This is a genomic window from Chryseobacterium jejuense (assembly GCF_017877355.1).
GTDB lineage: Bacteria > Bacteroidota > Bacteroidia > Flavobacteriales > Weeksellaceae > Chryseobacterium > Chryseobacterium jejuense_A.
In genome coordinates, this window is the sequence record NZ_JAGIPR010000002.1 from 468,041 (window position 1) to 481,249 (window position 13,209).

14 protein-coding genes and 1 pseudogene are annotated in these 13,209 nt (G+C 34.9%); 7 read left to right on the top strand and 8 right to left on the bottom strand.

All coding sequences use genetic code 11. The features are described 5' to 3' along the window. Positions 1-156: 156 nt before the first annotated feature. From kbl to gldG, 4 genes are all read left to right on the top strand, one after another. Complete coding sequence (gene kbl, locus J2772_RS05835; protein ID WP_209914309.1) at positions 157-1,353, top strand: glycine C-acetyltransferase; 1,197 nt, start codon at positions 157-159, stop codon at positions 1,351-1,353. Positions 1,354-1,546: 193 nt separating this feature from the next. After that, positions 1,547-2,098, top strand: a complete 552-nt coding sequence (locus tag J2772_RS05840) for a CopD family protein (protein WP_209914312.1) — start codon at positions 1,547-1,549, stop codon at positions 2,096-2,098. Positions 2,099-2,162: 64 nt separating this feature from the next. After that, entirely contained in the window at positions 2,163-2,891 is a 729-nt protein-coding gene (locus J2772_RS05845; RefSeq protein WP_066691783.1) for an ABC transporter permease subunit, read from the top strand. Between the two features lie 3 nt (positions 2,892-2,894). Then, a complete protein-coding gene (gene gldG / locus J2772_RS05850) occupies positions 2,895-4,565 on the top strand; it encodes a gliding motility-associated ABC transporter substrate-binding protein GldG (RefSeq protein ID WP_209914314.1) in 1,671 nt (556 codons plus the stop codon). Between the two features lie 35 nt (positions 4,566-4,600). Here gldG and J2772_RS05855 read toward each other — a convergent pair whose 3' ends face one another. The 6 genes and pseudogenes from J2772_RS05855 to J2772_RS05880 form a co-directional block, all read right to left on the bottom strand. Beyond that, complete coding sequence (locus tag J2772_RS05855; protein WP_185245722.1) at positions 4,601-4,747, bottom strand: hypothetical protein; 147 nt, start codon at positions 4,745-4,747, stop codon at positions 4,601-4,603. After that, positions 4,731-5,213: pseudogene (locus tag J2772_RS05860) on the bottom strand (zeta toxin). The gene J2772_RS05855 and the pseudogene J2772_RS05860 overlap by 17 nt, the downstream one beginning before the upstream one ends. A 42-nt stretch (positions 5,214-5,255) precedes the next feature. Continuing rightward, positions 5,256-6,512, bottom strand: a complete 1,257-nt coding sequence (locus J2772_RS05865) for a serine hydrolase domain-containing protein (RefSeq protein ID WP_209914316.1) — start codon at positions 6,510-6,512, stop codon at positions 5,256-5,258. Between the two features lie 298 nt (positions 6,513-6,810). Next, on the bottom strand, positions 6,811-7,629 hold the full coding sequence (locus J2772_RS05870; RefSeq protein ID WP_209914318.1) for a DUF2314 domain-containing protein: 819 nt from the start codon (positions 7,627-7,629) through the stop codon (positions 6,811-6,813). 36 nt (positions 7,630-7,665) lie between these two features. After that, positions 7,666-8,304: a hypothetical protein gene (locus tag J2772_RS05875; RefSeq protein ID WP_209914321.1), complete on the bottom strand. Its 639-nt coding sequence runs from the start codon at positions 8,302-8,304 to the stop codon at positions 7,666-7,668. Positions 8,305-8,412: 108 nt separating this feature from the next. Then, the gene (locus tag J2772_RS05880) at positions 8,413-8,841 is read right to left on the bottom strand and encodes a DUF4268 domain-containing protein (protein WP_209914324.1); all 429 of its coding nucleotides are present in this window, start codon (positions 8,839-8,841) and stop codon (positions 8,413-8,415) included. A 140-nt stretch (positions 8,842-8,981) separates the two neighbouring features. On the opposite strand from J2772_RS05880, the gene J2772_RS05885 reads away from it, so the two are divergent. From J2772_RS05885 to J2772_RS05895, 3 genes are all read left to right on the top strand, one after another. Continuing rightward, the gene (locus J2772_RS05885) at positions 8,982-9,389 is read left to right on the top strand and encodes an RrF2 family transcriptional regulator (protein ID WP_045502189.1); all 408 of its coding nucleotides are present in this window, start codon (positions 8,982-8,984) and stop codon (positions 9,387-9,389) included. 192 nt (positions 9,390-9,581) lie between these two features. After that, positions 9,582-10,469, top strand: coding sequence for a sulfite exporter TauE/SafE family protein (locus tag J2772_RS05890; RefSeq protein WP_209914327.1), 888 nt, complete (start codon positions 9,582-9,584; stop codon positions 10,467-10,469). An 89-nt stretch (positions 10,470-10,558) separates the two neighbouring features. Beyond that, positions 10,559-10,849 (top strand): putative quinol monooxygenase, encoded by a 291-nt coding sequence (locus tag J2772_RS05895; protein ID WP_209914331.1) that lies wholly within the window; start codon positions 10,559-10,561, stop codon positions 10,847-10,849. 76 nt (positions 10,850-10,925) lie between these two features. Here the strand turns inward: J2772_RS05895 and J2772_RS05900 are convergent, their stop codons facing one another. Continuing rightward, entirely contained in the window at positions 10,926-12,218 is a 1,293-nt protein-coding gene (locus J2772_RS05900) for a T9SS type A sorting domain-containing protein (protein WP_209914334.1), read from the bottom strand. Between the two features lie 172 nt (positions 12,219-12,390). Beyond that, entirely contained in the window at positions 12,391-13,203 is an 813-nt protein-coding gene (locus J2772_RS05905) for a T9SS-dependent choice-of-anchor J family protein (RefSeq protein WP_209914343.1), read from the bottom strand. Between the last annotated feature and the right edge of the window lie 6 nt (positions 13,204-13,209).

Genomic DNA, 13,209 nt, shown 5'->3' on the forward strand with positions numbered 1-13,209 from the left:
TCAGAAATTTTAAACAAATATAAATATTATCCTACTGAATTAGTGGACTAATAATGTTAAAAAATAAACTTAAGATCAAATTTTAGAATTAAGCCTATAAAAGGTTTTATTTTACTGCCTTTTTAGTAAATTAGCACATCTAAAAAATTACTAAAAATGATTTCTGAAAAATACCTACAACATTTACAGAACGAACTTCAAAATATTGAGAACGACGGACTTTACAAAAGAGAAAGAATCATCACTTCTCAACAAAGTGCAGAAATTGAAGCGAACGGAAAGAAGCTTTTGAACTTTTGTGCCAATAATTATCTTGGATTATCTAACAATCCGGAGGTTATGAAAGCTTCTCAGGACATGATTCAGTCTCATGGTTATGGGATGTCATCTGTACGTTTCATCTGTGGAACACAGGACATTCACAAAGAATTAGAGAAAAAGATTGCTGATTTCTTAGGACTTGAAGATACTATTCTTTATGCAGCTGCTTTTGATGCGAATGGAGGTGTTTTCGAACCATTATTTACTGAAGAAGATGCTATTATTTCAGATGAATTGAACCATGCTTCTATCATTGATGGAGTGCGTCTTTGTAAAGCAGCAAGATACCGTTATAAAAACAATAATATGGCTGATCTTGAAGCACAGTTGATTGCTGCTTCAGAAAAGAAACACCGTTTCAAAATTATCGTAACAGATGGAGTTTTCTCTATGGACGGAATTGTAGCAGACCTTAAAGGAGTTTGTGACCTTGCTGATAAATATGACGCTTTGGTAATGGTTGATGATTCTCACGCAACCGGGTTTATCGGAAAAACAGGAAGAGGAACTCATGAGGCTAATGAAGTAATGGGTAGAGTAGATATTATTACTTCTACGTTAGGAAAAGCTTTAGGAGGTGCTCTAGGAGGATTTACTTCCGGTAAAAAGGAGATCATTGATATGTTGAGACAACGTTCTCGTCCTTACTTATTCTCGAATTCATTAGCGCCAGGAATTGTAGGTGCTGCTTTGAAGGTGTTGGACATGATTTCTGATAATACTTCTCTTCGTGATAAAGTAATGGAAAATGCAGAATATTTCAGAACAGAAATGAAAGCCAAAGGTTTTGATATTCCTGATGGTGATGCTGCAATTGTTCCGGTAATGCTTTACGATGCACCACTTTCTCAGAAAATGGCAGAAAAGCTAATGGATGAAGGAATCTATGTAATCGGATTCTTCTATCCGGTAGTACCGAAAGGAAAAGCAAGAATCAGAGTTCAGTTATCTGCTGCTCACACGAAAGAGCACCTTGATAAAGCCATTGCTGCTTTTGAAAAGGTAGGAAAAGAATTGGGAGTGATCTCTTAATTTTTGAGTTGAATAAGACCAATGAAATATAATCTTCGGCTCGGGGCGGCTTTGCCGCCCCGAGCCGAAGTATTTTTTTATATAGCTGTACTATTGAATGACTTTTGATCGGAATATTAGCTTTTCTCAATCAAAAGAAAATTATTTTTAAAAATTATATAATAAGCTTATCTTTGCTGTTAATTTTTTCTGAATGCTTTATACAATCATCAAAGCGCTGCACATCATTTTTATGGTAAGTTATTTTGCGGGAATTTTTTATCTCGTGAGAATCTTCGTTTACTATAAGGATACCGATGAATTTCCTGAAGAAAAAAAGAAAATTCTGAGGGAGCAGTATACATTTATGGCCAGAAGGCTATGGAATATTATCACCGTTCCTGCCGGAGTAATCATGGCAGTATGTGGATTGGTTATGATCTTTTTAAATCCGGGACTGATGAAAATGGGCTGGTTCCATTTAAAACTCACCTTCCTGATCGGACTTGCCATCTATCACTACTGGTGTTGGAAAAAAGTACTGAAGTTGAAGGCATTGAATGGAAATACATTAGAAACTGCTAATATTAAACTGAGACAGACCAATGAAATTGCTACATTCATTTTATTCCTGGTGGTATTCACTGTAATCCTGAAATCGATGGCAATTGAGTATTGGTGGCAATTAATTGCAGGATTTTTCGTTCTTGTATTTCTGATTATGATGACTGTAAAACTCGTTAATAAGAATAAAAAAAAGAAATAATTGTTTAAGTGAAAGAACAGGTGTGCTTTACATCTCTTTGCTTTTTACATTTTACTAAAAAACTATGATTGCAATTTTAAAGAAAGAACTTTGGAGTTACTTTGGAAACTGGAGTGCATGGGTAATCATTGCCGCTTTCAGTTTAATAGGGACTCTTTTCCTGTTCTTTTTCGACAACGATTCCAATATTTTTGAGATCGGGGCAGCCTCGCTGCAGAGCTATTTTGTGTTGGTTCCATGGCTTTTAATGTTCATTATCCCGGCACTTTCCATGAAAACTTTTGCTGAAGAACAACAAACAGGAACGCTGAACTGGTTATTTTCACAACCATTGAAAGTTTCAGAACTGATAGCGGGAAAATTCCTATCTGTATGGATTGTTGGAGTCCTGTGCCTGATTCCTTCATTAATTTACCTTTATACTGTTTATGTACTCGGCGTTCCGGAGGGTAATATAGACCTTGGAATGACCTTTGGAAGTTATATTGGACTGATTATTTTAATTGCTGCCTTCTCAGGAATCGGGATTTTAGCTTCTTCATTATCACAGAATCAGATTATGGCTTATCTGTTGGGTGTTTTCATGTGCTTTATCATGTATTTTGGAATCGAACAGCTGGCAAGCTATAAACTTCTTGGTGGAGCAGATTTTATCCTTCAGAATATTGGTTTTTACCAGCATTTCCTTGGGTTTACAAGAGGACTTATAGATCTGAAAGATGTTGCCTATTTTATTCTGGTCATCAGTGCGTCATTAGTATTGTCTAATCATTTTATTAACAAAAAGAAGTAGATTATGAAGAAGATCAATGCTAAATCTCCGTTGGGAATTTTCTTAATTGCAATTATCCCTCTGGTTATTATTCTTACTTATTCAGGAATAAGACTCGACTTAACAAAAGAAAAAAGATATACCCTTTCTGAAAGTACCATTAAAGTATTGGAATCTGTGAAGAAGCCTTTAACGGTAGAAGTTTACCTTGAAGGTGATTTCCCGGCAAGCTTTAAACAGCTTCAGGGAGAAACGAAATTCATGTTGGAAGAGTTCAGAAAGATTAATCCAAAAATCGATTTCAAATTTATCGATCCTATTAAAACAAAGATGTCTCAGGATACTTTGATGGCAATGGGAATGCAACCCTCAATTCTTCCAGACGTAAAAGATGGAAAAATTTCACAAATCACGCTTTTTCCGTATGCTGTTATAAAATATGACAATGACGGAGTTTCTATTCCGTTGGTTGTACAGCAAGCAGGGATTGATGCAGATCAACAGTTAACCCGTTCTATTGAAGGTCTTGAATATAACCTGGTTTCAAACATTAAGAATATTGCTACTAATAAAAGGAAGAAAGTAGGGGTTCTGGTTAATCAGGATGAACTAAGTCCGGATGAATTCCAGGGATTCATGCAGCTTGCTATGGAAAATTATGATGCAGGGCCTATTATTCCTAAAAATCAGACTGAGCTTAGCGTAGCGGATATTCCATTATTAAAGCAAATGAGTGCTCTGGTGATTGCAAAACCAAGAAAAGCTTTTACAGACAATGAAAAGGTAATTCTTGACCAATATATCATGAACGGTGGGAAAACGCTCTGGATGATTGATGCGGTAAATGCCGAAATGGATACGCTGACGAGATCTAAAAAAGTAATGCCTTTCCCGGTGGATATCAATATGACTGATTTCTTCTTCAACTATGGATTAAGAATCAATAATGCGTTGGTAAAAGATGTGAAGAAATTTGCTTTATTAAGACTGGTAACAGGAGAGGTAAGTGGAAATCCGCAGTATACAAGTTTACCATGGCCTTATTATCCTCTTGGAATTGCTGAAAATAATAACCCGATCACCAGAAATATCAACCCTGTAAAATTCGAGTTCCCAACTTCTATTGATACATTGGGTGGAAGAAAGAATATTAAAACAAAAGTTCTTTTTGAATCAAGCGAAAGAACACTGTTGAAACAGGTGCCGAATTATGTTGATTTGAAAGAAATTGCCACTGTAGACAGTCTTGGACAAATGGAAAAACCAAGCACTCCGAAAATCTTTGCAGTAGCAGTAGAAGGAAAATTTAACTCTGCATACGCTTCAAGGATTGAAAGGAAATCTTATCCCGGCTTTAAAGCAGCAAGTCCTGAAAATAAAATGATCGTAATTGCAGACGGCGATATAGGACGAAATAAAATAATTAAAGGAAAACCACTTCCATTAGGAGTAGACATGCTGACGAACGAACAGTTCGGAAATGAGCAGTTCCTGAGAAACGCCTTAGATTATCTGCTGGATGACAGCAATCTGATGGAGCTGAGAAACAGAAATATCGAAGAAAGACTTCTGGACAGACGAAGAATAGAAGAAGAGAAAACCAACTGGCAATGGCTGAATTTATTACTTCCATTAGCTATTATTGGCCTTATCGGAGGATTGTTCTTCTGGCTGAGAAAGAAGAAATTTGGATAACATAAAAGAGAAGCTGTGAGGCTTCTCTTTTTTATTTAGGGTTTTATTTTTACAATTTTATTATCTCTGATAATGACAATTTCACTATTACTTTTTCTCTTGAAATCAAGCATCTTTTCATAAGCTTTTTCAAGTCCTTCTAAAATTTTTATTTTTCTTTCAGCTCTATCTTGTTTTGTCATAATAATTTTTTATTTCATTGAATTTTTCATTGTAGTAAATAACAATGTCTTCATTTATATTCTTCTCAGCAATGAGAATAGGATTACATCTTCAGGAATATTATGTCCACCTTCTTTAACTCTGCTTTTTACTCGTTCCTTTGCTAGCTCAATATTTTTTAGCCAAAAAAATAAAAGAGTAGTATTATAACCTTCTTTTTTAGCTGCTAAAACTTTCTGCTTATATATTCTGGTAGCTAATGTTGTTTCAAAAGCAAAATTCTAGAAGCTCATCAACTCGAGAAAGCATAATTCTGCCAGCTTCAAAAGCAACTTTTTCAGGCTGGAAAGGTGATAACCCTCTTGCAATTTCATCTGCATTAACAAATTCTTTACAATCTAGAATTTCAGGTAGAATGGTAAACGATGCTGTTGTTTTTCCAGCTCCATTACACCCTGAAATTATGTAAAGATTTTTTTCTTTCATCAATACAAATTTAGGACTTATTTTTAATTTTCATTATTAATATTACTGTTCATTATTTTTCTTACTTAAATTTAGTTGATATTTCTCCAACACATTCCATATCCCATAAAAAGCATCATTTCCTTTCTTATCCGAAAAATTAGTATTGAAAATCATGATTCTTCCCAGACTATTTTTAGGATCAAAAAACATCATCGACATGACTCCCGGATCTCCACCCGTATGACCAATATAACCCGTATAGCCAAATCCCATGAATATTCCTACATTATAAGATTCACTATAAGGATTTTGAGTATTTCTTTCGGTAAAGTTAGCATCAGAAAGTTGTGGCTTGAAATATTCCTGATAGCTTTTTCGGCTCAGAATTGTTCCTTTTCCATTATATCCTTTGATTAATTCAGTTAAATACTTACTTAAATCAGTAATGCTGGTGATAAAGCCACCATCAGGATAGGTTGCAGAAAAGTAATAAGGTAAAACTGTTTTAGGATTTTCGTAAAGTTTGGAGAATTTCGAAAATTGAATCTCTTCAAAATTCCAGCCCGAATTGTTCATTTGTAAAGGTTTCAGAATATATTGTTTGGTAAATGAACTGAACTCCTGACCGGTTGCCTGTTCAACAATAAAAGCAGCCAGTGCAGTCCCTACATTGGAGTATTCATAGATTTCTCCCGGTTTATGGGTAGAAAAACTGTTTGTATTCCATTTTCCATGTTCGGACAATACATTTTCTAAAAAAGTGGACATAGCAAAGGCAGAATCAGAAGGATTAAATAGCTGTTCATTATTAAAATTGAGTTTTTCCCCCTCCAGATTTTGATTAGATTTTAAGAAATAGTTTTTAGATAAATAAAATTCATTGTCTAGAATAGAAGAGGTATGAGTAGCCAGCTGACGAATGGTTATGGGTGTCTGTGGGAATTGAGGATTGATAATTTTAAATGGTACATATTTTTGAACAGGATCATCCAAATTAAGTTTTCCTAATTCCTGAGCTTTCAAAAGAGCAATTCCAACCAATGTTTTAGAAACAGAAGCAATATTTTGAATCGTATTTACGGTGTAGGCTTTCTTTTCTTCTGCATCCGCAAAGCCAAATCCTTTCTGATAAAGTATTGATTGGTCATTAACAATAGAGACAGAAAAGCCATTGAAATTCCCTCGTTGATATATTTTATTGATTTCCAGGTCTAAAGAGTCACTGGTCCTATGAGAAGCAGTAGGTGAATTGGTTTTCATGAACTGACATGAAATCAACAATAGAGAAGTCATAAACAAGATGAAACTTTTTCTCATAAGCTTTTAATAATAAGACATTTGAGTATGGTATTTTATTACAATATGATTAAAGAATAATGAGAGAAGTTAAGAAATTATCGATATTCAACAACAAAAGTTTTTCAAACATACCAACTTTAGTTCATTGAAGAAAGCTCAAATTATTGTATGAAAAAACTCACCAAAGATGAATATCTATTATTTTCATAAAACTTTTGGGACTTTTGTGGTTTTTTTTAGTAATGAAGATAAAAAAAGAGAAACTCTACTGCTTCTCTTTTATTTTTTATTCTTCTAAGTTTTACTTCTCGGGTTATTAATGATTTTCCAATACAGGAATAAGATGTTCCCAATTCAGCTGTTTGGCATAATCCAGTGCTGTTTTTCCGGCTTTAGATTGGATGTTTTTATCAGCGCCAGCTTCCAGTGCAGCCTTTACGGTAGTTAAATTTCCGGCAATGGTTTCTCTGTGAAGAAGGGTTTGCCCGTTGTCGTCAATTTGTTTGATTTCATCCGGATATTCCTGTAAGAATTTAGTGAAATCGTCTTTCATATTTCTGCTCATAGGATGCTCAATAAGGTTTTCAGGTTCTTCTTTCTGTTTATTCACAACTAGAATATCATTGAAATCTCCGAAATCCAGCTGCCAGGCATTATCGTGATCCTTTCTTTCCGAAGCAGACATATCTGAACGCATTTTTTGAATGGTAAATCCACCATAAGACTTCGGAAGCGGATCAGCTGATGAAGAGAATAATTTTGAAAGGCCCTTAGGCTTCTGTACACTGGGAGTGATAGCAAAAAGCCAGTCGCTGATTTCAGTAAGGGGAATATCAATAAAATCTCCAACCTGAACATTTCTTAGTGTATTGGGTTCGTTAATTAAACATCCGGTTACACGGTCACCATCAAAACCAATATCATTAATCCACATGTGCTCAATATTGGGTTCTCCTGTTTCCGTTTCTTCTGAAAACATTGCTTTTACGCATGAAACATCAAGTCCCGGAATAATTCTTCTGTATTCCCAGGATTGCTCACGCCAAAAATATTTAAAAGTTTCCTGTGCTTTTTTGTAGGCCTCTATCATTTGCGGGTCACTTCCGTCTGCCCAAAAAATAGGATTGTCTTCCATATAAAAATAAATTGTGGTTGTTTGATGTATTAAAAATTAATTCTTGTAAGCCTCTTTCGGAAGCAATGCTGCCGTTTTGTAATAGCTGATATCCACCGGACATTTTTCCTGAAGCTCATGAAAAGTTTCATAATCATAATGAGCCCAGTTCTGTTCATTATCAGGATCTGAAGTTTTATCAACCGCCAATTCAAGCGTTCCGTCTTCTTCATAGCTGCATTCTAGAGCGGCATACTTTTCTCCGTTTTTATCCATAGTATACCAGCATTTTACAGTTCTTTCAAGCTGTGGCTCGTGAGTTTCGTTGTCAATAACCTGTGAACATATAAAATTTTCAGGATCATCCGTTTTAAAAACAGTTTTGGATATCAAAGGAAGATCGTCTACAGACAGCGAATACAGTTTATTGGTAGTAACAATGAATCCGTCGGCAATTTCCTTTTTTTCGATGTCAAAAAAATCAGATTTTTCTTTCAGGTATTCCAGAACTTCATCCTCATTGTCTCCTTCGTGTAAGAAATAGTTGATGTTGTATATACTTTCTTCGTTGATGAATTCAATCTCTTTCAGTATATCAGAATCACTTTCGTAATAATACAGATGATATTCATCTAGCTTTGTAGCTTTGCTTTTGGAGATGACTTCTCCAAAAATGTTTTTGTACACTTTTCTCATTGTTAATCATGTTTAGTTTCATCTATTAGTTTAAGTGGTATAGAGCAAAGATAGTTTTCTTTTTTATCTTAACCTAAAGTGTAAAACGGTATTTATTTCGTAATTATTTCAGATGTCCTTTATAAAATCCTCATATTCGTAATAAAATCTCTCAAACCCATCCATTTTTTCAACGAAGAATTCAAAAATTTCCTGCCAAGTATTTCTATTGAAAATTGAAACCCCGTGTTTTTCCACCCAAATCCGACTGATGACCTTTCCGTTTTCCAGCGTAAAATATTCGTCTTTCTGAAAATCTCCTATAAAATCTTTTAAAATGTCTTCCAAAGACCATATTTTTTCATAATAAGCATTACGGAAAATCTCATCTTTCATTTCTATATCAAGAGAAACCTCTACTTTTTTATTGTCTGCAGAGAATTTAAATGCCATATCCTTGACCTTTGTGTCATACAGGATCCATTTTCTTGGAAAGGATTTTCCAAAAGCTGTCCAAAATTCCTTTTTGAGTTGTTGTGCTTCTTGTTTACTGAACATAGGGCAAACATAACGATTTAATAGGAAAAAGGCAAAACTATGAAGGAACAAAAAGCTAAAAAACAAAGCTATTTATGAGCCCTTTTGTAATTTTGTCTTTTAACTTAAACATATTAAACAATTTTCTTATTTTTGCTGTAATGCTATCAAAAAAATCTCAATATGCGTTTAAGGCACTTTCATATCTTGTAGAAAAAAGAAATGAAGGTCCGGTTCTTATTTCCGAAATTGCGGAACACAAAAAGATACCTTTAAAGTTTTTAGAAAATATCCTGCTTGAACTGAAGAAAGCAGAGATCCTTGACAGTAAAAAAGGAAAAGGAGGCGGATACTTCTTGAAGGAAAATCCTGAAAATGTGAAGTTAGCTAAAATTATACGCCTTGTGAATGGTCCTATTGCCATGCTTCCCTGTGTGAGTCTGAACTTTTATGAAAAATGTGAAGACTGCAACGAAGATCACTGTGGTTTGCATGATGTATTGATAGAGGTTCGGGACGCTTCACTGAATATTCTTGAGAAGAAAACTTTAATGGATCTGGTCGACTGACCTGATCCTTTTTTTTGAAATATTAGTCTACTTATTTTGTAGGATAATATTTTTATTGGATATTTGCATGACTTCAAAAGAATAAATTATGATTCCAAAAGAAGATGCAGAAATGATGAGCCCCAACTGGAAAGGAGAGATGTTGAATGACGATTTGAATGTAAAGAAAAACAAACTTACAATTTTAGAGCTATGGTGATTACAAGAAAAATTCAGATAAGGCTCAATGTATTGTTTGTAACAATTGCCCTGGTATCAGTAGCCGTTTTTTCCCTCTATGAACTGGGCTATTTTGATGATCTGCAACAGATTCTGGCGAAGGATCATCATATTTTTTACTGGATGCTTCTGGTGGGTGTTTTTGCAGAAATTGTAGCCGGATCAATGGGAATGGGTTATGGAGTAATCTGTACCACCACATTGTTGCTCCTGAATATTCCTCCTCATATTGTAAGCGCCAGTATTCACTCCGCAGAAAGTTTTACCACGGCTGCAGGAAGTATAAGCCATATTAAGCTTAAGAATGTAAGTAAGAGTCTGGTGAAAAAATTAGCTGTTCCAGCAGTTATTGGAGCAGTTATCGGGGCGGTTAGTCTTACTTATCTTGGAGAATATTACGCGAAGATTACCAAAACATTGATTGCTTTTTACACCCTATATCTTGGATTTCAGATTCTCTCTAATGCTTTTAAAGGTAAACAGAATAAAGCACTTAAAAGAAAAACCAACCTTACAAGGCTTGGAGTAATTGGAGGATTTATAGACTCTTTTGCCGGAGGAGGATGGGGCCCTTTGGTAACCGGAACCCTTATTAAAAATGCTTTTACGCCAAGATTTGCTGTAGGAAGTTCTACGGTTGCAAAGTGTATCCTGACCATTACAGCTGCTGTTACTTTTTTCTTTACTCTCGGAATTCAGCACTGGAATATTATTTTGGGGCTTTTAATTGGTGGAATTATTACTGCACCTTTCTCGGCTATGCTTACGGCAAAGCTTCCGGTGAAGAAGATGTTTGTTGTCATTGGAACTTTAGTAATTGTGATGAGTTCTATAACTATTTATAAATCAGTATTCAGTTAAAAAATATGTAGGAAAGTGTAAAAATAAAAGGGTCAAAAATAAATTTGATTTTGAAAATATTTTACTTTTACCTCAATAAATATTAGAATATGAACTTACATATCATTGCACTTTTTAAGTTTAATGAAAACTATCTGATGGAAGCCGTAGAGCTTTTTCAAAACCTGGTAAAAGAAACAAGAAAAGAAGAAGGATGCCTGCAGTATGACCTTATTGAAGATAAAGACAACAAAGGGACATTCTTCCTGATTGAGCTTTGGGAAAGTGTTGACCATCATAACAGACACAACGGACAGGATCACTTGCTGGACTTCCGTAAAGATGCTTCCAAAATCATGGAAAGTGGAGCGGAGGTTTACAAAGGATTTAAAATATACTAAACCAATAAAAGGCGGCTTCAGTATTCTGAAGGCCGCCTTTTTATTAGAAAAAATAGAAAGTATTGTGAGTAAAATATTATTTCACGATAAGTTTTTTGGTATCTGAAGTACCACCATAGGTAATTTTTACCATATAATTGCCTGAAGTAAGATGAGACAGGTTCAGATCCTGTTTGTAAAATCCTGTTTGATTGGTTAATTCAGCAGCGTGTACCTTTTTTCCGGTAAGGTCATATACTTCTACACTCCCTTTATTGCTTGCCTTTTCTTTAACATCAAATAGAACTGTTACTTTTTTATCTGCGGTTGTAGGGTTTGGGTAGATTCCGAAAGAAGCTTTTTTACTTACTTCTGTAATGCCCAGCGATCCTGTAATTTTTTTATACTTGAAAAACATGTTTCCTGTACTGGAACCGTCACTTTGTGTAAAATACATTCTGTAATAATCGCTGTCTTTTTTCACATAATAAACAACATTATCCTTTAAAGTTGTAATGCTTTTCCATGAATGACCAATGGATGTAATATTAGATGAGAAATTATTAGCTGCAGGGATATTTCCATTGGCTATCTGCTGAGTTTCCGGGGCTACCATTGCTACTTTTATACCAGGGCTTTGAATTGCTCCTGCCACAGGGTACATCTGAATACCATTATAGAAAGTAAAATATTTTGTAAATACTAAATCCCATGTGTTTCTTGGAGGTTCCATATTAGGAACTTTTGCTCCGGTATCAAATGAAAAATAATTGAAGAAAGCATCATCTGTTCCGTTAGCTATAGTCCTTGTTTCCGTAGGACTCCACGCTGTACCATTCCACTTAGAGTATTTGAATGTGTATCCGGCAAACGCATCTTCAATTGCGAATTTAATATAAATTCCTGAAGCATATTTTAGAACAAAAATCGCTTTTCCCTGAACATGATGAGTTAATGTATTATAAACTCCCCATCCTGTAGAAGGAATATTAGGATTAGGAGCTGTAATAGGTCCCTGTTCAAAAGCTCCCTGGCTCCAGTCTGTAGTTTGGTCCGGGTTATAAAGAGGAGCTCCCCAAGAGCTTTCATTATTGATATCGATATTATCCCATTCAGCTAAGCTGGTTGCAGCGGTATATACTTCAATGTTCTTAGCATCATTAATTCTTGTTCCCGTTGTGTAAGGAGAAACTCTATAGAATGCTACATCCCACGCATTTGCAGGCTGAGACACCATATTTCCATCAGTAAAATTAAAGAATGAACGATTCTGGTATCCACTTCCCAATGTCATATTTGCTTGGGTGTATCCTAATGCATCTGTCTGTGCCAAAACGGTCTGTTGAACAGTAAGGGCAAGCATCGAAGCCAATAATAGTTTTGTTCTCATAATTTATTTTTAACATTATTATTTAGAATGATTCAACAAAAATATATAATTATTTTTAATCATTCTAAATAAAAACATGATTTTTGTCTTATTTTAAACTTTTATAGAAATAAAAAAGCCGAAAGGAAATTTCCTCTCGGCTTTATAAAGGCCAATAATAGTCTAATAAACCTTATTTTTTAATAAATTTTGATTGAATCGTTTTTCCATCAGCACTTTCAATAGTGATGTAATAAACACCTGTCTGAAGCGTACTGATATTGAATTTTTGTCCGCTAAGTTTCCCTTCTGCTACTTTCTGCCCTCCGGAAGAATAAATGTGTACGTTTTTAAGATCTTTCTTACTTCTAAATTCCAGGAAGGTATTATCAGAATTGAGTGCAAACCTAATTTCATCTTTTGATATTTCTCTGTCGCTTACTCCTAATGAAGCTGATATATCATACACTACATCATCAATTTGAATCGCCGTATGTACAGAAGTTGGGGTGAATTTGAATACAATATAAGAAGCGGATGAAGCTGGAATATTTACATTTGAATTAAGAATAGTCCCAACTTGAGTCACATGAATAGCGTTTCCTACTGGTACAAATGTAGACATATCAGCAGGATTAGATGCTAGTCCTACCTGAATTGTTCCTGTACCAGGTGATGAAGCTACCAATGTTGCTGTAAATGCCAGGTTTTTATCTCCTGTTGGAGACTGTATTTGTGGGGTAATTAGATAAGATGAATCTGTAGGGTTTGTTCCAGAATAAGATTGAACAGATTTATTGGCAGTACCTGCCACAATCATTCTTGGAGAAACTGGAGGGGGCCCGGGAATAGTAATCATAGGTGCTACAATCGCAGACCAGCCAAATTGTGGGAATGTTGTATTTCCTATAGTGAAATTATCAAAGTTTTCGTGGATTGTGGGTAGCTGAGCTTTAGCAGTAAATGCTGTAAGTAGCAGAGTCCCTAATAGTAATTTTAATTTCATAGCTCA

Excerpts from the sequence above, each read along its gene's own strand:
- kbl (WP_209914309.1), top strand. The coding sequence starts at position 157 with ATGATTTCTGAAAAATACCTACAACATTTACAGAACGAACTTCAAAAT.
- J2772_RS05840 (WP_209914312.1), top strand. The coding sequence starts at position 1,547 with ATGCTTTATACAATCATCAAAGCGCTGCACATCATTTTTATGGTAAGT.
- J2772_RS05845 (WP_066691783.1), top strand. The coding sequence starts at position 2,163 with ATGATTGCAATTTTAAAGAAAGAACTTTGGAGTTACTTTGGAAACTGG.
- gldG (WP_209914314.1), top strand. The coding sequence starts at position 2,895 with ATGAAGAAGATCAATGCTAAATCTCCGTTGGGAATTTTCTTAATTGCA.
- J2772_RS05855 (WP_185245722.1), bottom strand. The coding sequence starts at position 4,747 with ATGACAAAACAAGATAGAGCTGAAAGAAAAATAAAAATTTTAGAAGGA.
- J2772_RS05865 (WP_209914316.1), bottom strand. The coding sequence starts at position 6,512 with ATGAGAAAAAGTTTCATCTTGTTTATGACTTCTCTATTGTTGATTTCA.
- J2772_RS05870 (WP_209914318.1), bottom strand. The coding sequence starts at position 7,629 with ATGGAAGACAATCCTATTTTTTGGGCAGACGGAAGTGACCCGCAAATG.
- J2772_RS05875 (WP_209914321.1), bottom strand. The coding sequence starts at position 8,304 with ATGAGAAAAGTGTACAAAAACATTTTTGGAGAAGTCATCTCCAAAAGC.
- J2772_RS05880 (WP_209914324.1), bottom strand. The coding sequence starts at position 8,841 with ATGTTCAGTAAACAAGAAGCACAACAACTCAAAAAGGAATTTTGGACA.
- J2772_RS05885 (WP_045502189.1), top strand. The coding sequence starts at position 8,982 with ATGCTATCAAAAAAATCTCAATATGCGTTTAAGGCACTTTCATATCTT.
- J2772_RS05890 (WP_209914327.1), top strand. The coding sequence starts at position 9,582 with ATGGTGATTACAAGAAAAATTCAGATAAGGCTCAATGTATTGTTTGTA.
- J2772_RS05895 (WP_209914331.1), top strand. The coding sequence starts at position 10,559 with ATGAACTTACATATCATTGCACTTTTTAAGTTTAATGAAAACTATCTG.
- J2772_RS05900 (WP_209914334.1), bottom strand. The coding sequence starts at position 12,218 with ATGAGAACAAAACTATTATTGGCTTCGATGCTTGCCCTTACTGTTCAA.
- J2772_RS05905 (WP_209914343.1), bottom strand. The coding sequence starts at position 13,203 with ATGAAATTAAAATTACTATTAGGGACTCTGCTACTTACAGCATTTACT.